Origin of the sequence: Neptuniibacter sp. 1_MG-2023, from assembly GCF_030547185.1 — a bacterium.
In the GTDB taxonomy this organism is placed as follows: domain Bacteria; phylum Pseudomonadota; class Gammaproteobacteria; order Pseudomonadales; family Balneatricaceae; genus Neptuniibacter.
In genome coordinates this window covers 80,330-98,629 of sequence record NZ_JAUOQR010000001.1, presented here as the reverse complement: position 1 = coordinate 98,629, position 18,300 = coordinate 80,330, and the positions used below count along the sequence as shown (strand labels likewise).

The window sequence follows — 18,300 nt, the reverse complement described above, 5'->3', positions numbered from 1 at the left end:
TCGAGTTGTTGAGCAATGATGGGAAGATGAATTACTGATGCAGCGCCACGCTTCTATTACTATCCGTTTGTTTTTAATGCTGCTTGTGTTGATCGGCAGCATCTTTGGCTCGATCTATTGGCTAACGGTTCCATTAATAAAAGAAAATGTCTTTGGCTTAGAGCTGCACTCTAATCGCCAAGTGCTAAATATTGTTTATGATTTGGCAAACCGTATGTACGCCAGTACAGAAACCTATATAGATAACACCCTTAATTCCCATGAGCAGCGATTAAAGTCAGTATTAGATATCGCTGAAAAACATATAGAGGTTAGCTTGAGAGATGGGCAAACTACGGGATTAAGTGATGAGCAAGTTTGGCAGAAAGTGTTTGCTGATCTACGTGAATTTGACTTTGGTAATGGTGATTATATTTGGATCGCTGATTATGATGCTCGCCTGTTATCTCACCCCGATAGTGAGTTCAATAATAAGAGCATGTCGAGGGTTATAGGCCCTGAGGGTAAGCTTATTATTCCTGAAATATTAGATAAAGTGCGTGAGGATAAACAAGGGTTTTATAAATATAAATGGCAGCGCCTGAATAATAATACCAAAGTGATTGATAAATACTCCTATGTAAAAGACTTCTCTGAGTGGGGCTTTATTATGGGGGCGGGTGTTTATATTGATGATATTCAGAATGAAGTTGAGTTACAGAAGCAGCGCGCAATTTTTGAGATTAATAAAGCATTAAAAAATGTAAAAATTGCAACGAATGGCTATCTATATGTCTTTGACTCAGAAGGGAATATGCTATTTCATCCCAACCAGAATATCCATGGAACTAACTTTACAAAGCAGCTTAACCCCGTTACACAGCAACCGATCTATCAGGATCTTATGGCCGTGGCTGATTCGGGTAAGGAACTTTACTATAAGTGGGACCGGCCCGATGATCAGGGCAATTACATTTATGAAAAACTATCTTTAGTACGTCATTTATCGGGCTTTGATTGGTATATCAGTTCCTCCGTCTATTTGGATGACCTTAAAGCGAGCTCAGTACAATTAAGTCAGCGGCTGATGGCGATGGGGTTCTTTGCATTACTTGCCGCTATTGTTCTCGCTTTTCTATTTGCTGAGTGGCTGACTTCGCCTATTAAGAAGCTTTCATCGACAGCTTATAAAATCAGCCGAGGTAATTATTCTGCGAAGACAGGTATTCATCGTAATGATGAGTTAGGCCTTTTAGCTGAATCGTTTGATTATATGGTTGATCAGCTGCGGGATAATATTAATACCCTTAATTCACGTGTAAAAGCGCGTACTAAAGAGTTATCTGAATCCAACTACCAGTTACGTGATGCTGTTCTCTCTATGGAGTTGGCTCAAACAGAATTACGTGCAGTTGAAACGCGGCAGCGACTTATTCTTAATGCGCTACCGGCTCAAGTTGCATACTTAGATAAAGAACAGCGCTTTGTCTTTGCTAACCGTGAGTACCTAGATTTATTCAATCAGAGTAAAGATGAGATTGAGGGGAAAACTCTTAAAGAGGTGGTTGGCGATGATATGTATAGAGAGATTCGGCCGAATATAGAACGGGCTCTTGAAGGGCAAACTGAAGTATATGAGTACCTATTTCAGGAACAAGACAGAGAGATGCTAACCCGTCGAACTGTATTGCCGTTTTATAATGATCAGAAAAAAGTGGTTGGTTTTCTTAACCTTTCTATCGATATTACCCATGAGCGGGAAACGGAACGGCGTTTGGCTGAAGTCAGCAAAATGAAAGCGGTAGGTCAGATGTCAGGCGGATTAGCTCATGATTTTAATAATCTATTGACTATTATCTTAGGTAATTTGCTTGAGCTTCAACGGCATAAATCTATACCGGAAGAACTACAAGATAACTTGAGTCCAGCTATTCGTGCGACAAGGCGGGGTGCTGATATGACAAAACGGTTATTGGCTTTTTCTCGTCGACAATCGTTACCTCCTGCACGTATTAAATTAGGCGGATTAATCCATGAGCTCGTTGATTTATTGGCGGCACCATTGCCAGATAATATCAATTTACTGACCGAGATTAAGCCCGAAACACCGGATGTTTATGTTGATGCTGCTCAAATGGAAGATGCCTTAGTTAATATAGTATTGAATGCAGTGGATGCAATGAGTCGGGGAGGGGTGTTGTGTTTAACCGTTTCGGGTACAACATCTACCGCGTCAGATATTGTCAGTGGCGGATTTGATGAAGCGGTAGCGGCGGGTGAGTATGTTTTAATTTGTATTACCGATACAGGGGATGGGTTTACGGAAAAAGCGCTTAAAAAAGCCTATGAGCCGTTTTTTACCACTAAAGGTACCGGAGCTGGCTCAGGACTGGGCTTAAGTATGGTGTATGGTTTTGTAAAACAGTCGAAGGGTTATCTGCGCATACGTAATCGATGCGATATTCATGAAGGGGAAACGGGCGCTCAGATAGATCTTTTACTGCCTGCAACGCTAGGTATTGAATCTGAAGGTAAGGTGGACCAGCAGGCCGTAGTCAGATCTCCTTTTTCAGCAAAAGGGGATCGCGCTTTAGTTTTGTTGGTGGAAGATAACCAAGATCTACGTCAATTAGTGCGTAAGCAATTAACGGACATGGGGTTTGTTGTTATTGAAGCTAATAGTGGCGATGAGGCTGCGTTGTTGCTGGCTGGATTAGAGAGGGTTAGTGGTGTTGTTTCCGATGTAGTGATGCCAGGTCATAAGAATGGCTACGATGTTGCGGCGCTGGTTAAAATGCAGCACCCAAATGCTTTTGTTGTTTTAATGACCGGTTACACGGAGAACCCTCCTGAAACCGATTTTGATTTTAATTTGTTACAAAAACCTTTTGATGCAGATGCATTAGCACAGGCGATCTCGCCCGAGTTAGTTGATAAGAATAAGAAGGATAATCCATGAATGGATACAGTCCATTAATTTACGTTGTTGAAGATGAAGAAGATCTAGGGACGTTGATTTGTTCTTCCTTGAGTAGTTACCGTTATCAAGTGGAATATTGCGCTAATGGCGAACAGTTATTTGCTGCTTTAGATCGTCAGTTGCCGGAGATCTGTATTGTTGATCTGAACTTGCCAGATATTGATGGTATGCAGTTAGTAAAAGAGTTAGAGCATAAGGCGGTTGGGGTGATTATTGTGTCTGGCCGTGATGGTCTAGCTGATCGTGTTTTAGGCCTAGAGTTTGGTGCAGATGATTACATTACTAAACCTTTTGAACCTAGGGAGCTAGTGGCGCGGGTACAAAGCTTACATCGCCGTCTTGAAAAACAGAAACAGCAATCGGCTCAGTGTCCTAAACAAGCACTATTTGCGAATTGGAAATTTCAACCAGAGTCGCTTCATTTAAGCCGAGATCAATACAGTGAGTCGTTAAGTCGAGCGGAAGGGGATATGCTGTTAGCCCTGTTAAAACATCCTTTTCAGATTTTATCTAGAGATCAGCTATTGGGGGAAAATTGCGTTCCCTATGATCGAAGCATTGATGTGCGAATGTCTCGTTTGAGGAAGAAAATTGAGTCAGATCCTCAGCATCCAGAGTTGATTAAAACCGTTTATGGGGCTGGTTATATGCTAACGACGGAGGTTAAATGGCAGTAGCGCCACCTTAGCTTTTAGGTGACGCTACCTTTAGGTTTATCGACCCATCGTATAAAACTCAGGATTAGGCTGCATCGCACTTATAATCGCCATTCTGTTTGATAGACCAAAAAACGCACAGACGCTGGAGATATCCCAGATATCTTCATCATCTAATCCCTGTTTGTAGAGATGGTTATAATCTTCTTCGTTAATCTGCTCCGGTGTACGACATAGTTTCATACTGAAATCGAGAATTGATTTTTGCCGCTGAGTTATTGCACTGTGGTGATGGTTAATACTGATTTGGTCAGAGAGTATAGGCTGTTTCGTGATAATTCTTAACACGGCACCGTGAGCAACGACACAATACTGACAGCCGTTTGCTGAACTGGTGGCAACCACAATCATCTCTTTCTCAGCTAAGCTCAAATTAGCTTCCCTATTCATGATTGCTTGGTAGTAATCGAAGAATGCACGAAACTCATCAGGGCGGCGAGCTAAGGTCAAAAATACATTAGGGATAAACCCTGTTTTCTCTTGTACTTCGGTGATGATCGCCTGAATATCTTCAGGTAGATCATTCAGGTTGATATAGTGATAGCGACATACGTCTGTGTTAAACATGGCCTTTCCTTATTTTTATAGGGTTTATTTGCTCTGATATAAATGCATTCAGATAGCTAAGAGTAAAAACAGGAAATGCTGCACAATGTTGAGTGAATCCTAACGAAATGTAACCAGAAATGATTTAATACTCCGTCTAAGACCGATCAATCAGATTGATAAAAAGTAGATAGATTCTCTTGAATAAATATAAATTACTTAAACAGGTTGTTATGGCGTTAGAGCGAGACTATCAAAACGCTATAGCCGCTGCAGAACGAGCACATCAAAGCGCCACGGATAAAGAGAACGTTGCTGAAAATAAGTACGATACATTGGGCTTGGAGGCGGCGTATCTTGCCGAAGGTCAATCAAGACGGGTTATGACGTGTGAAGAGGAGTTAAGGTCGTTTCAGCAGTTACTTGAGTCTTCAGGCAATGATGAGGAGGTCGATGAGATTGGTGTGGGCTCATTAGTTAAGCTTGAGGATGAAATAGGGGCAGTGAAATACCTGCTTATCGGGCGTTTAGCCGGTGGTTTAAAGGTGAAATATGGTGATCACAATCTTGGTCAAGAGGTGATGGTAATAACGCCCTCATCTCCATTAGGTAAAGCGTTAATGGGCTTAGGGCTTGGTGATCAGGTTGATATAGGAACTGCTACTGATAAAAAGAGTTATCAAGTAGCAGCGTGTTATTAAATTATCGCGCTAGGAAGGTGATGATTAACCCATTTTGGCAAGTTTAACTAACGTGTTGATGGCAACTTTTAAGTTCTCTAATGCTTGGCCTGCAGGTACTGATTGTTTTGCACAATCGTTGATAGCAACCGCAAAGTCGGTATAAAAACGGGTGTCTTTATATTGCTTTTTAAGTCCGCCGACTATGGTGGCTTTATACTCATCCACTTGCTTTTGCATCGCTTTGGCTTTGGCTGCATCGCCACCATTAAATTTAAGTAGACCCGGTGTTACGATCTCTTGTTGAATAAAGTTGTCATATCCACCTAACCCAAGACGTACGGCATTTAGATCTTCTTGTGGGTATTTATCAGGCGCAGAATCCAATTTATATTCAACAAAATCTATAACCCCTTGGCAGGTCTGCATATTATTGATTGAAGGCGCAGCGAGTGCAGAGGTCGCTAGTGGTGTGATAAGAGCCGCGAGTAACAGGTTTTTGCTAATATTCATTGATCTTCCTTTATCCATTTATTGTCTAGCGGTCGGATGGTATAGATAGCTTCATCACACCGATTTAAATACTGTTTTCCGATAGTGGCATATCTACATAAACAATGGAAATTGTTGGCTATTTAATTACTCATCGGCTTTGAAGGGAAGAAATTTACTGAGCTCTATCATCTGTTCATCCACCATAGCCGTTTCTTCCACAATAAAACGTTTAATCGCTTGATTAAAGCCCACCTCTTTTACGTAGTGAGTAGACCAGGTAGCTACAGGTTGAAAGCCTCGTTGGATCTTATGTTCACCTTGGGCTCCTGAATCAAAGCGTTTTAGATTGTTTTGTATGCAGTAATCGATGCCTTGATAGTAGCAGGTTTCAAAGTGCAGGCTGTCGTATTCATCAAAGCAGCCCCAGTAGCGACCATACAAAGTGTCGGAGTCTTTAAGTGATAAGGCTGCAGCGACGGAGCGCTCCCCTTGTATAGCTATAACAAGGAGAAGGTTATCAGGCATTGTTTCTTGTAACTTAAAGAAAAATTCTTTGTTCAGATAAGCTTCACGTCCACGCTTTAAGTAGGTCATACGGTAAAAATCATAAAACTGCTCGATCTGCTGGTGGCTGATCTCATGGCCACTGAGCTGTATATGGCTGATCCCTTGGTCGATCACTTTCTGTCGTTCTTTTTTTACATTCTTTCTTTTTCTTGAGGTGAAATGGCTTAAAAAGTGTTCAAAGCTTTTATAGTCTTGATTAAACCATTGATACTGACAGCCTTTGCGTAACATTAATTTGGGCTGCGCTAAATGGTTCTTTTCATATTCGGTTGGAAAAAGGAGATGGAACGAGTTAGCGCCTAATTTCTCGCAGAGTACAGGTATTTGGGCGCGAATAGTGGCTAGCAAAGGAGCGGGATCTTGTTGTGTTAATAGCCTCGGGCCCATAACTGGGGAGAAGGGGATGGCACAGACCAACTTAGGATAGTATTTGAGCCCATGTTGCTGGTAAGCATCGGCCCACGCCCAGTCAAACACGTATTCACCGTAAGAGTGGTTTTTTAGATAGAGCGGCATAATAGCGACAGTTATACCGTTATCTTGTAGTTGTAGGTGTATAGGCTGCCAGCCTGATTGAGCGGAGGCGCTGCCTGATTCTTCCAATGCGTGAAGAAACTCATAGCGGAGAAAAGGGTTATCAGTGGGAGAGAGCTGATTCCATAGGTTTTTATCTATATCGCTGATCTTATGGCTGAATTTTATTTCCAGCATATTGTTGGTACCCGCTTTCTTTTATAGTTGCTAAGCTTTAATTTGAGGATAATGATTGTTAGTGACCTTTTAAACTAATTTATAGGTCTATCTTTGATTGTATGGGGCGTCATCCCCATTGCATATAGGGGCATAAAAATGGATGAGCTAGAACTTGAATTTGAACTTCATCCCCAACTTGCAGCTGATTGTATTGTATTGGGGGACTTTCCTGTTAGTCGTTTATTATTGTTGAATGATGCGAACTATCCTTGGTTTATTTTAGTTCCGCGCCGTGCAGGAGTCACCGAAACTTATCACCTGTCAGATGAAGATCAATGTATATTGATGAAAGAATCCTCTTTTTTAGCGTCTAATCTTGCTGATGCGTTTGCCGCTAAAAAAATGAATATTGCCGCTTTGGGTAATGTGGTTCCTCAGCTTCATATTCATCATATTGTGCGTTACGAATCTGATAAAGCTTGGCCTGCGCCGGTCTGGGGTAAGTTTCCTGCGCAACCTTACACGGCTGAACAGCTAGATGACGTTCGCTCTAAGCTTGAAGTCTTATTGGCAGGTGAGCTCACATTTGAACTTCATTAAACCTGTAGACGTTTGCTTAGTGGATAAAATATTGAGCATCTAAAGGAGCTGGCGTCATACGGGTTAAGGCTCTGCCTTTTAATGTAAGGGAAGTATTTAAGTATTCGCTTAGATATAGGCTCTGATCATAATAAGGCAGGCCTTCTATTGTGAAGCCAATAATCTAGAAACCTATAAAACTACTTAGGTTTAGTTACTTTCATTCTGTTAAATTCACTTCAAATAGCTCTTTCTGCGATCAATGCGGGTAGGGGCCTGTCACCATCAAATAATTCAGGTATAATCCGCCGTTTTTAATAGGTTTATCCTTAGCAGTTTGAGGACTTATTTCGAATGCCAATCTTTGATTTTAAGTGTGATAGCTGTGGTCACGAATTTGAGAAGTTAGTTCTTAAAAGTGATGCACCAGCGCCAGTTTGTGTTTCATGCGCAAGCAGTGATGTAGTTAAAAAAGTATCAGCACCGGGCTTTCGTTTATCAGGCTCTGGTTGGTATGAAACAGATTTTAAAACCGGTAAGAAGAAAAATCTTGCAGGTACACCGGACAGCTCCGCTAGCTAAGGTTAGCGAAGAGTACTGGATAGGTTATTAATTCATAGACGATTGGGTGTAGACCCGATCTATTTAAGTTAACAGGAACAGTAAATTATGCGCAGTCATTATTGCGGCGATCTTAGAAAAGAGCATATCGGTGAAGACATTACACTGGCAGGTTGGGTGCACCGTCGCCGTGACCATGGTGGCGTTATCTTCCTAGACGTGCGTGACCGTGAAGGTATTACGCAGGTTGTATTCGACCCCGATCGTGAAGAGAGTTTTACTCTTGCTGATAGCTGTCGTAATGAGTTTGTTATCGAAATTAAAGGGACTGTGCGTGCGCGTCCTGAAGGTACAACTAATGCTGATATGCCGACAGGTGAGATCGAAGTATTAGGTAAAGAGCTGGTTCTATTGAACAAGTCTGAAACACCTCCCTTCCAGTTGGATGAACATCAACAGGTGGGTGAAGATGTTCGCTTGCGTCATCGTTACATCGATCTACGTCGTCCTGAAATGCAGGAAAAACTACGTTTCCGCTCTAAAGTATCTAATTCGATCCGTAACTTTTTAGATGATAACGGCTTCCTTGATATTGAAACGCCAATTTTGAACCGTGCAACGCCTGAAGGTGCGCGAGACTTCTTGGTGCCAAGCCGTATCCATGAAGGGGCTTTCTTTGCATTGCCGCAGTCACCACAACTGTTTAAACAGTTATTAATGGTGTCGGGTTTTGATCGTTATTATCAGATCGCTAAATGTTTCCGTGATGAAGATTTACGCGCGGATCGTCAGCCTGAATTTACCCAGATTGATATTGAAACATCCTTTATGGATGAAGAATCAATCATGGGCCTAACTGAGAAAATGATCCGTAAACTGTTCCTTGAGCTTAAGGGTGTTGATCTGGGTGATTTCCCACGCATGCCATACTCTGAAGCGATGCAGCGTTTTGGTTCTGATAAGCCAGATCTCCGTTTCCCAATGGAATTGGTTGATGTTGCTGACTTAATGGCCGAGATTGAGTTCAAAGTCTTTGCTGGGCCAGCAAAAGATCCTAAAGGCCGTGTTGCTGCGCTTAAAGTACCGGGCGGCGCTAAGCTGACACGTAAAAATATCGATGATTACACTAAGTTTGTTAGCATTTACGGTGCTAAGGGCTTGGCGTGGATCAAAGTGAATGAAATTGAAAACGGCGCGAATGGCCTTCAGTCACCTATCATCAAGTTCTTAGGTGATGATGTAACAATGGCGATTATGGAGCGCTTAGGCGCAGAAAATGGCGATATTGTTTTCTTCGGTGCTGATCAAGAGAAAGTGGTTTCTGAGGCACTAGGCGCTTTACGTATTAAAGTAGGTGAAGATCTTGAAATGTCTCAGCGCGAGTGGGCGCCACTTTGGGTTGTTGATTTCCCAATGTTTGAAGAGACAAGTGATGGCGGTTTAACTGCGCTGCACCACCCATTTACGGCACCAAGCTGCTCACCAGAAGAGCTTAAAGCTGATCCGCTAGCGGCACTATCCCGTGCGTATGACATGGTGCTTAATGGTTGTGAGCTGGGTGGGGGTTCTATCCGTATCCATGATCAAGAGATGCAAGCTAAAGTACTTGAAATTCTAGGTATTTCTGACGAAGAAGCTGAAGATAAATTTGGCTTCTTACTAACAGCCCTAAAATTTGGTGCGCCTCCGCATGGTGGTTTAGCGTTTGGTTTAGACCGTTTGATTATGTTGATGACCGGTTCGGATTCTATCCGTGAAGTCATCGCTTTCCCTAAAACGCAGAGTGCATCTTGTCCGATGACCAATGCGCCAGGTGAGGTTAGCGCTGTTCAGCTTCGTGAATTAAACATTAAATTACGTAAAACGCCTTAGTTTTCGTTTTGCTGTAATAGGGCGCTTAAAAGGGCCTTTTAGTATTAAAAATAAACTGCCTTCGGGCAGTTTATTTGTATCTATAGATCATTATTTTAAAACATACGGTAGATAGGGAGAGGGTGATGGCTGGTCATTCTAAATTTGCAAATATTAAACACCGTAAGGCGGCACAAGATGCTAAACGCGGTAAGGTTTTTACTAAGCTGATTCGTGAACTTGTGGTTGCTGCGAAAGAGGGTGGCGGTAATCCTGATGATAATCCTCGTTTGCGTGCGGCGGTTGATAAAGGCCTAGGCGCAAATATGAAGCGCGATACTATCGATAAAGCGATTCTACGTGGAGCAGGGGGCGCAGAAGGTGATAATTACGATGAGCTCACCTATGAAGGTTACGGCGCAAATGGTGTGGCCATTCTTGTTGAGTGTATGACAGATAACGTTAACCGTACGGTTGCTGGGGTGCGTGCTGCTTTTAATAAGTTTGGTGGAAACTTAGGTACAAGTGGTTCGGTTGCTTACCTATTCGAGAAGAAAGGCCAGATCACCTTTGGGGACGATCTGGATGAAGAGGTTGTAATGGAGGCCGCACTTGAGGCTGGTGCTGAAGATGTGGTTACTAATGATGATAACTCTATAGATGTGTTCACCGATTGGCATGAGTTCATGGATGTAAAGCAAGGTTTGGAAGATGCAGGCTTGCAGCCGGTTCATGCGGAAATTGCGATGATTCCATCAACAACTGTTGAGTTGGATGTAGATGCGGGCCGAAAAGTCCTGAAGCTGATCGATGCGCTAGAGGATTTTGATGATTCTCAGAACGTTTATCACAATGCCATTATCCCTGAAGAATCGATGGACGAATAATTTGCTTTCCTCTTTCTAATGGCCGGGATTATACTCTCGGCTTTTTTTATTCCTCAATATTAGTGGGTTCAGGGTTTTTAAAATGGGCTAGCTCCTGTATTCTTTGCTGTATAAATAAACAGTATTTTTTTGGGTTGGTGATTTTGAACCGCAATTTGAATCAGAATGTATTAAACAGATGCTTATATTAGGAATAGATCCAGGGTCGCGCATCACAGGTTACGGTGTGATTAATAGTGTTGGCAATAAAAATGAATATGTTGCTAGCGGCTGTATACGCATCAAAGGTGATGAGCTACCAGAACGCTTACAGCAGGTTTTTACAGGCGTTGCTGAGGTCATAGAGCGTTATTGTCCTCAAGAGATGGCCATTGAGCAGGTGTTTATGGCACGTAATGCTGACTCAGCTTTAAAGCTAGGTCAGGCGCGTGGTGTGGCTATTGTGGCAGGCACTAATGCAGATCTGCCTGTTTATGAATACGCAGCGCGTAAAGTTAAGCAATCTGTTGTGGGCAAAGGTTCGGCTGATAAGGCACAGATCCAGCATATGGTGACTCAAATTCTGAAGTTGCCAGGCGCGCCTCAAGCGGATGCCGCTGATGCGTTAGCTATTGCTCTTTGTCATGCTCATACACGTAGTAGTTTGATTAAAACTGCAGGTAGTATGTCGTCGCGAAATGCGAGTTGGCGCCGTTAATTTTCTAGTTGCTTAGGCAGCATTGTTACTTATAAGAGTTTAATCATGAGTTACGAATATTTTATCTATATTGCCGACCTTCTGGGTGTTGCGGTTTTCGCCACTGCGGGAGCTTTAGCAGCCCAAGGGAAGCGTTTAGATATTTTAGGGGTGGTAGTGTTAGCTATTGTGACCTCAATTGGTGGCGGAACTATTCGTGATATCACATTGGATATTCACCCGGTTGTTTGGATTGCTGATACGACTTATCTTTGGGTAGCGATTATTTCTGCGGTTGTTGCTTTTGTCGTGTGTCGTTATATGCAATATCCAAGAAGATTATTGTTAATACTTGATGCGATGGGGTTAGCGCTCTTTACAGTTCTTGGTGCTGAAAAAGCCTTAGCATTAGAATTTTCACCGATTATCGCTGTTATGATGGGGGTAATAACGGGTTGTGCCGGAGGTATGATTCGTGACATTCTCACAGGTCAAATTCCGTTAATACTTCAGCGTGACGGCGAGCTTTATGCGACCTGCTCTATTGTCGGTGCGATATTCTATATTGCGTTTTATGAGGTGGTAGAAGAGCAGTTATTGGTACTTATAGCCATGTCGATAGTATTTGTTGTTCGCATGGCTACCATTTTTGCGAACTTGAAATTGCCAGAATTTATTGTCGCAGGACATAAGTTGGAAGATATGAAAAAGGGGCAGGATCAGTGATAGGTCGATTAAAAGGTGAGTTAATAGAGAAACGCCCTCCACAACTCGTTATTGATGTGAATGGAGTGGGTTACGAGGTTGAAGCCTCAATGAATACTTTTTATCGTTTACCTGAATGTGGTTCGCAGCTAATTTTGTTTACTCACTTTGTGACCCGTGAAGATGCGCAGTTGCTCTATGGTTTTTATGAACGGGAAGAACGCACGCTTTTTCGCACTTTAATTAAAGCTAATGGTGTCGGGCCCAAACTGGCGATCACAATCTTATCGGGCATTTCTACTGCCGAATTTGTACGTTGTGTAAATGATGGTGATACCGCGTCGTTAGTAAAATTGCCCGGTGTAGGCAAAAAAACTGCAGAACGTTTGATTGTTGAGATGAAAGATAAAATTCAGGCATTGGGCCTTGAAAGCTCAAGCGAATTTCAGTTATCGGCTGCAGATGGACCTGATATGGCTGCTTTCGAGCCAGTTGCCGATTCTCGGTCTGAGGCTGAAAGCGCGTTGATCGCTTTAGGTTATAAGCCTGTTCAAGCGACTAAATCGGTAGCGCAAGCGGTAAAAGCTTTAGGTGCTACAAGTAGTAGTGAAGCGCTTATTCGTTACGCTCTACGTGCAATGGTTGGGTAGGAGTACTGTAAGTGATAGAAGCTGATCGATTTATTTCGCCGTTAAGTAATCCTGTAGAAGAGGCGACAGATCGCGCTATTCGCCCTAAAACCCTTGAAGATTATGTGGGACAGCCTGTTGTACGCGAGCAGATGGAGATTTTTATTCAGGCTGCGAAAATGCGTAATGAAGCTTTAGATCATACCTTGATTTTTGGGCCTCCGGGCCTAGGTAAAACCACATTAGCTAATATTATTGCTAATGAGATGGGGTCGGAGATTAAAACCACCTCTGGCCCAGTGCTTGAGAAAGCAGGGGATTTAGCAGCGATCTTAACTAATTTAGAACCTAATGATGTTCTGTTTATTGATGAGATTCACCGCCTTAGCCCTAATGTGGAGGAGGTGCTTTATCCTGCAATGGAAGATTATCAACTTGATATTATGATTGGTGAAGGCCCTGCTGCCCGTTCTATTAAGTTGGAGCTGCCTCCTTTTACTTTAGTGGGGGCAACCACGCGAGCGGGGTTGCTCACATCCCCGCTTCGTGACCGTTTTGGGATTGTGCAGCGCTTAGAGTTTTATAATGTCGAAGATTTGACCCGCATCGTTTCCCGTTCAGCTAACCTTTCTGGCACTTATATTGATGAGCAGGGCGCTTCGGAAGTAGCAAAGCGCTCTAGAGGAACGCCACGTATAGCAAACCGTTTGTTGCGCCGTGCGCGGGATTACGCTGAGGTTAAAGGGGACGGTAAGATCAATAATGATATGGCAGATCGAGCTTTAAATATGCTTAATGTTGATCATCATGGTTTTGATCATCTGGATCGCCGAATGTTAATGACGATGATCGACAAGTTTGCGGGAGGCCCTGTAGGTGTAGAGAATCTTGCAGCGGCAATCAGTGAAGAGCGTGATACTATCGAAGATGTGTTGGAACCCTACCTTATCCAGCAAGGATTTATTATGCGAACCCCTAGAGGGCGTGTAGTTACTGATTATGCTTATAAGCATTTTGGGATTGATCGGCCAGACGAAGGTTAATCATTACTGGTTTTATTAAATAAACCAAATCCGATTTAGATCAATAAACCCTACTTTAAGTATGCTTTTGTGCTAAAACTGATCTTCGTCAACCCTGTTTTATAGGTCCTAGGTCTAATATACCGATTACTATAATAAAGTAAGTGCAGGTATTGTTATGACGGTTAATCTTACGCTATCAGAGGTGGCGGCCTTTAAAAAGGAGCTTCTCTATCTATTAGAGCAGTTACAAGCTGAAGTGACAGAGGAAATGGAGCCGCAGATAAGCACCGGAGTGCAAACGCTAGAGGTTCATGATTCTGGGGAAGATGCGGATGCTACCGCAGACTTTATGTTGAAAGTTGAATCCCTGTCTAGGCATAACGAAGAGATAGCAGAATGCTTATCTGCGTTAAGTCGAATCAATGCAGGGGAGTTCGGTTTATGTACCGATTGCGGTGAAGAGATTGAATTGAGTCGTTTAAAGGCTTGTCCAACTGCCGCTCGATGTATTCGTTGTCAGTCTTTATATGAGCAAGGTTTGCAAAAAAGCGCATAATTTTTTATTACAAAACCCTTCATCACTTTTCTTGTATTAAACCAGCCGTTCTAGGCTGGTTTTTTTCTTGTATTAATTCTTCTGACTGTTATTGTTGATCCTAAATTTCTCTGCTGGGAAATAGATTGAACTTATCTGCTTTTGAGTAATCAGAAAGCAGGTTTGGGGTCTCTTTAACTGCTTAAATAGATAAGAAGGATAGTACTGTGGTCGAAAAAATGTCGATCTGGAGTTTGGTTGCAAATGCGAGTTTAGTTGTGCAACTGGTTATGCTAATGCTTTTGTTAGCCTCAGTGCTTTCTTGGATAATGATTTTTCAGCGTCAATCGGTGCTTTCAAAAGCACGTAGAAGCCTCAGGAAGTTTGAAGAACGATTTTGGTCAGGTGTCGATTTAGGCCAACTTTTCCGTGAAGTCAATCAGCAGCCTAATTCCGATTGTGGTGCTGAAAATATTTTCCGTGCAGGGATTAAAGAGTACACCCGCTTAACGCAACAGCAGGGTTATGATCCAGATTCTGTAATGGACGGCGTTGAGCGAAGCATGCGTGTTGCCTTAGCGCGTGAAGAAGATAAATTAGAACGTCATCTACCTTTCTTGGCAACCGTCGGTTCAACCAGCCCTTATGTCGGTCTTTTTGGAACCGTTTGGGGGATTATGAACTCCTTCCGTGGCTTAGCCAATGTTCATCAGGCAACTCTAGCATCAGTGGCTCCAGGCATCTCTGAAGCTCTAATTGCTACAGCTATTGGCCTTTTTGCCGCAATTCCAGCCGTCATTGCTTACAACCGTTATTCTGCACAAGTGGAATATCTATTAGGTAATTATGAAACCTTTGCGGATGAATTCTCATCTATCTTGCATCGCCGTATGCATGGATCACACTAATTTAATGGGGAGTGTGATCAGATGATTAGAAGGCATAAGAAAAAGCGCAAGTTGAACGCCGATATCAATGTTGTGCCCTATATTGATGTAATGATGGTGTTATTAGTGATCTTTATGATTACTGCACCGATGCTTACACAAGGGGTTAATGTTGAGTTACCTAAAGCCGCAGCAGAACCTGTAGATGATAAAGACAATGAACCCGTTATAGTGACGGTTAATGCCGATGGCGAATACTTTATCGATATTGGTGGTGACCCTGAAGAAGCGGTTACCGCTGAGGTGGTCCAAGATCGAATCAGTAAGATTTTGGCGACCAATCCAGATAAAATGTTATTAGTTCGCGGCGATCGTAGTGTTGATTACAATACGGTTGTGCAACTGATGGTTTTACTACAACAAGCTGGCGCTCCAAGCGTTGGCTTGGTGACAGAGTAGGTTAGAATTTTGCGTTTAGGTAGTTACCTGCTTCCCACTCTCTTTGCTGTTTTACTGCATGCGGTTGTTGTTGGCTTATTGGCACAGAGTTGGTTTGACCATGAAGACTCGACACGTAAAGTGCCGCGGCATGTTCAAGCAACGATTGTGGATATGAAAACTCAAACTGCACAAAAAAAAGCCGCAGCAGAGGCTAAAGCAAAACAGAAAGCTGATTTGCAACGTAAAGCTGAAGCGGATAAAAAACGTAAAGCGGATGCGAAGAAAAAACAGTTAGCAAAAGAGAAAGCGGCTAAGAAGAAAGCAGAAGATAAAAAACGACAACAAGAGTTAGCTAAGAAAAAAGCAGCCGATGCTAAAAAACAGGCTGAACAGAAGAAAGTTCAAGAGGCTAAGTTAAAGAAAGCGGCCGCAGAAAAAGCGAAAAAAGCTAAAGAAGCGGCTGCAAAAAAAGCTAAAGCTGATGCGGCTAAGAAAAAAGCGGAAGCTGAACGCAAAGCAGAAAAAGCCCGTAAAGCAGCAGAAGAACAGGCTAGAAATGAAGCCTTGATTCAAGCGCTGGAAAGGGAGGAAGCTGCGATTGCGGCGGAAGAGCAGCGTGCTGCTGCGATGGGCTATGAAGCTTATATTGTTGATCAGGTCACTCGTAATTGGCGACGTTCTCCAACAGCAAGAAATGGTATGGTGGTTGAGATAACGGTGCATCTATTACCCTCAGGCCGTGTTAATGATCGCTATGTAACGAAGTCGAGTGGTGATTCTCGGTTTGATAATGATGCACTGAGAGCGATTGATCGTGTTACTGTATTTGAAAAGCTACAGGAGTTAGATCCTGTCGTGTTTGACCGTTATTTTAGGAAGCGTGTTCTTCGGTTTAGACCTGAAGATTTACGGGATTGGGATTAAGTTTTAAAGGGGAGTTAAGCGTGAAGAAAGTGTTTCATCTATTAATTATGAGTTGTGCGTTACTGCTTTCCTCTGTTGCTAGTGCTGAGAGTGATTTAGCGATTGAGATCACCCAAGGCATTGATGAGCCAACCCCTGTTGCGGTTGTACCTTTTGCTTGGGATGGGTCGTCAGCGTTAAAAGAAGATATTGCTAAGATTGTTTCAGCTGATTTAGGTCGTACTGGCTTGTTCAATATGATGGATCCTAAAAATATGTTGAGTTTTCCAACTCAGCAAGCTCAGATCTATTATAGAGATTGGCGAATTAGCAAAACTGAGTTTTTAGTGATTGGCCGTCAAATACCTGCTGAAGGTAATCAAATAAAAGTTGAATTTGAGCTTTATGATGTCCTTAAAGAGCAGCGTTTGTTATCTGAGCGAGTATCAGGTACACAAGATAATCTACGCGATATAGCACACTATATATCGGATATGATCTATCAGAAGTTGACGGGCATTCGCGGTGCGTTTTCCACACGAATTGTCTATGTTACCGCTCAGCAATATGGTGAAGGTAAAGTGAGCTACCGCCTTAAAATGGCCGATTCTGATGGTGCGCGTCCGATTACGATCCGTCAGCAGAGTGAACCTTTAATGTCACCGGCTTGGGCGCGAGATGGCTCGAAACTCGCTTATGTGTCTTTTGAAAGTGGCCGTCCGGCAATCTATATTCAATACTTGGCAACAGGTAAACGTGAAAAGGTTCAATCATTTAGAGGCCTTAATGGTGCGCCAGCATGGTCACCAGATGGTAATAAATTAGCGATAGTCTTATCTAAAGATGGTAACCCAGAGGTCTATGTACTGGATCTAAGGTCCCGTAGTTTAGCCAGAATTACTCATCATTATGGGATTGATACGGAGCCCTCATGGTCTCCTGATGGTCAATCTATTATTTTTACCTCCGACCGAGGTGGTCAGCCACAGATCTATCGGATCTATCTGCCGACCCGCCAGTTGGAACGAGTGACTTATGAAGGCAATTATAATTCACGTGGACGTTTGACCCATGATGGTCGCTTCCTCGCGATGGTACACAGAGGCGATGACAATGTGTTCCGAATTGCTGTTCAAGATTTGAAAACAGGCCGTTTAGATACGCTAACTGATACGTATCTTGATGAGTCGCCCACTATAGCTCCAAACGGTAGTATTATTCTTTATGCTACTCAAAAAGGGGTGAAAGGTGTGCTTGGTGGCGTGACCTTAGATGGTAATGTGCGCTTTATATTGCCGGCAACGAGTGGCGATGTTAGGGAACCCGCATGGAGTCCCTACTTGCAATAATTTCTTATAGACATTAACTTATGTCCTGATTTGGACATGGCGGCGTTAATAACATTAAAAATGCTGGGTAAACCAGTAAATTTTTTCAGGAGTGATCAATGCGAGCTTCCAACGTAACTAAAGCAGTTGCACTAGCCCTATCCGTTGCATGGGTAGCAGGTTGTAGTACATCTGGCACAACAGAAAGCACTGGTTCTACAGCAGGAACTGACACAGGTTCGACTCAGGGCGTAAGCCAGAATACTGGTGTTAGCGGTTCCTCTATGGACGATGTCGCAAACCTTCAAACTGTATTTTACTTTGACTTTGACCAGTCTGTTGTAAAAGCGGATGGTTTTGCTGATTTAGAAAAACATGCGGCCTATTTAGCAGCTAACCCATCAGCACAAGTTATACTAGAAGGTCATGCTGATGAGCGTGGTACTCGTGAGTACAACATGGCTCTAGGTGAGCGTCGTGCTAAAGCTGTTTCTCGTTTCCTACAAGTTAATGGTGTATCTGGTTCCCAGGTTGAATCTATTAGCTTCGGTGAAGAGAAACCAGCCGTTTTGGGTCACAGCGATTCTAGCTGGAGCCAGAACCGTCGTGTGGAATTGAAGTACGTATCTCGTTAATT

The 18,300-nt window shown here is 42.9% G+C and carries 20 protein-coding genes; 17 read left to right on the top strand and 3 right to left on the bottom strand.

Annotation, left to right across the window (positions count from 1 at the left end; translation table 11 throughout):
- The first annotated feature begins 37 nt into the window (after positions 1 to 37).
- Together Q4492_RS00465 and Q4492_RS00460 are read left to right on the top strand one after the other, a co-directional pair.
- On the top strand, positions 38 to 2,938 hold the full coding sequence (locus Q4492_RS00465; protein ID WP_303415208.1) for a cache domain-containing protein: 2,901 nt from the start codon (positions 38 to 40) through the stop codon (positions 2,936 to 2,938).
- Positions 2,935 to 3,636 carry a response regulator transcription factor gene (locus Q4492_RS00460; protein WP_067868235.1) on the top strand — a complete coding sequence of 234 codons (702 nt, stop codon included), beginning with the start codon at positions 2,935 to 2,937 and terminating at the stop codon, positions 3,634 to 3,636. The genes Q4492_RS00465 and Q4492_RS00460 overlap by 4 nt, the downstream gene beginning before the upstream one ends.
- A 36-nt stretch (positions 3,637 to 3,672) precedes the next feature.
- Here the strand turns inward: Q4492_RS00460 and Q4492_RS00455 are convergent, their stop codons facing one another.
- Positions 3,673 to 4,242: a peroxidase-related enzyme gene (locus tag Q4492_RS00455; RefSeq protein ID WP_303415206.1), complete on the bottom strand. Its 570-nt coding sequence runs from the start codon at positions 4,240 to 4,242 to the stop codon at positions 3,673 to 3,675.
- Between the two features lie 179 nt (positions 4,243 to 4,421).
- On the opposite strand from Q4492_RS00455, the gene Q4492_RS00450 reads away from it, so the two are divergent.
- A complete protein-coding gene (locus Q4492_RS00450; protein ID WP_303415204.1) occupies positions 4,422 to 4,922 on the top strand; it encodes a transcription elongation factor GreAB in 501 nt (166 codons plus the stop codon).
- 24 nt (positions 4,923 to 4,946) lie between these two features.
- Here Q4492_RS00450 and Q4492_RS00445 read toward each other — a convergent pair whose 3' ends face one another.
- Together Q4492_RS00445 and Q4492_RS00440 are read right to left on the bottom strand one after the other, a co-directional pair.
- Positions 4,947 to 5,414: a hypothetical protein gene (locus Q4492_RS00445; RefSeq protein WP_303415203.1), complete on the bottom strand. Its 468-nt coding sequence runs from the start codon at positions 5,412 to 5,414 to the stop codon at positions 4,947 to 4,949.
- A 126-nt stretch (positions 5,415 to 5,540) separates the two neighbouring features.
- Positions 5,541 to 6,674 carry a GNAT family N-acetyltransferase gene (locus Q4492_RS00440; RefSeq protein WP_303415201.1) on the bottom strand — a complete coding sequence of 378 codons (1,134 nt, stop codon included), beginning with the start codon at positions 6,672 to 6,674 and terminating at the stop codon, positions 5,541 to 5,543.
- A 138-nt stretch (positions 6,675 to 6,812) separates the two neighbouring features.
- Between Q4492_RS00440 and Q4492_RS00435 the strand changes: the two genes are divergently transcribed.
- From Q4492_RS00435 to pal, 14 genes are all read left to right on the top strand, one after another.
- Positions 6,813 to 7,256 carry an HIT domain-containing protein gene (locus tag Q4492_RS00435; RefSeq protein WP_303415200.1) on the top strand — a complete coding sequence of 148 codons (444 nt, stop codon included), beginning with the start codon at positions 6,813 to 6,815 and terminating at the stop codon, positions 7,254 to 7,256.
- Between the two features lie 333 nt (positions 7,257 to 7,589).
- Positions 7,590 to 7,817 (top strand): FmdB family zinc ribbon protein, encoded by a 228-nt coding sequence (locus tag Q4492_RS00430; RefSeq protein WP_067868251.1) that lies wholly within the window; start codon positions 7,590 to 7,592, stop codon positions 7,815 to 7,817.
- An 87-nt stretch (positions 7,818 to 7,904) separates the two neighbouring features.
- Positions 7,905 to 9,668 carry an aspartate--tRNA ligase gene (gene aspS / locus Q4492_RS00425; RefSeq protein WP_303415198.1) on the top strand — a complete coding sequence of 588 codons (1,764 nt, stop codon included), beginning with the start codon at positions 7,905 to 7,907 and terminating at the stop codon, positions 9,666 to 9,668.
- Positions 9,669 to 9,793: 125 nt separating this feature from the next.
- Positions 9,794 to 10,534: a YebC/PmpR family DNA-binding transcriptional regulator gene (locus Q4492_RS00420; RefSeq protein ID WP_303415196.1), complete on the top strand. Its 741-nt coding sequence runs from the start codon at positions 9,794 to 9,796 to the stop codon at positions 10,532 to 10,534.
- Positions 10,535 to 10,712: 178 nt separating this feature from the next.
- Complete coding sequence (ruvC, locus tag Q4492_RS00415; protein ID WP_303415194.1) at positions 10,713 to 11,231, top strand: crossover junction endodeoxyribonuclease RuvC; 519 nt, start codon at positions 10,713 to 10,715, stop codon at positions 11,229 to 11,231.
- A gap of 45 nt (positions 11,232 to 11,276) precedes the next feature.
- The gene (locus tag Q4492_RS00410; protein WP_067868260.1) at positions 11,277 to 11,936 is read left to right on the top strand and encodes a trimeric intracellular cation channel family protein; all 660 of its coding nucleotides are present in this window, start codon (positions 11,277 to 11,279) and stop codon (positions 11,934 to 11,936) included.
- Positions 11,933 to 12,565, top strand: a complete 633-nt coding sequence (gene ruvA / locus Q4492_RS00405; RefSeq protein WP_303415192.1) for a Holliday junction branch migration protein RuvA — start codon at positions 11,933 to 11,935, stop codon at positions 12,563 to 12,565. The genes Q4492_RS00410 and ruvA overlap by 4 nt, the downstream gene beginning before the upstream one ends.
- Before the next feature lie 11 nt (positions 12,566 to 12,576).
- Complete coding sequence (gene ruvB / locus Q4492_RS00400) at positions 12,577 to 13,587, top strand: Holliday junction branch migration DNA helicase RuvB (protein WP_303415190.1); 1,011 nt, start codon at positions 12,577 to 12,579, stop codon at positions 13,585 to 13,587.
- Between the two features lie 157 nt (positions 13,588 to 13,744).
- On the top strand, positions 13,745 to 14,125 hold the full coding sequence (locus Q4492_RS00395) for a TraR/DksA family transcriptional regulator (protein ID WP_303415188.1): 381 nt from the start codon (positions 13,745 to 13,747) through the stop codon (positions 14,123 to 14,125).
- A gap of 206 nt (positions 14,126 to 14,331) precedes the next feature.
- Complete coding sequence (gene tolQ / locus Q4492_RS00390) at positions 14,332 to 15,012, top strand: protein TolQ (protein ID WP_303415187.1); 681 nt, start codon at positions 14,332 to 14,334, stop codon at positions 15,010 to 15,012.
- A gap of 21 nt (positions 15,013 to 15,033) precedes the next feature.
- Positions 15,034 to 15,450 carry a protein TolR gene (tolR, locus tag Q4492_RS00385; protein WP_067868274.1) on the top strand — a complete coding sequence of 139 codons (417 nt, stop codon included), beginning with the start codon at positions 15,034 to 15,036 and terminating at the stop codon, positions 15,448 to 15,450.
- 9 nt (positions 15,451 to 15,459) lie between these two features.
- The gene (gene tolA, locus Q4492_RS00380; protein ID WP_303415186.1) at positions 15,460 to 16,356 is read left to right on the top strand and encodes a cell envelope integrity protein TolA; all 897 of its coding nucleotides are present in this window, start codon (positions 15,460 to 15,462) and stop codon (positions 16,354 to 16,356) included.
- Positions 16,357 to 16,403: 47 nt separating this feature from the next.
- Positions 16,404 to 17,684, top strand: a complete 1,281-nt coding sequence (gene tolB / locus Q4492_RS00375; protein ID WP_303415715.1) for a Tol-Pal system beta propeller repeat protein TolB — start codon at positions 16,404 to 16,406, stop codon at positions 17,682 to 17,684.
- A gap of 98 nt (positions 17,685 to 17,782) precedes the next feature.
- Positions 17,783 to 18,298, top strand: coding sequence for a peptidoglycan-associated lipoprotein Pal (gene pal / locus Q4492_RS00370; RefSeq protein ID WP_303415184.1), 516 nt, complete (start codon positions 17,783 to 17,785; stop codon positions 18,296 to 18,298).
- The last annotated feature ends 2 nt before the right edge of the window (positions 18,299 to 18,300 follow it).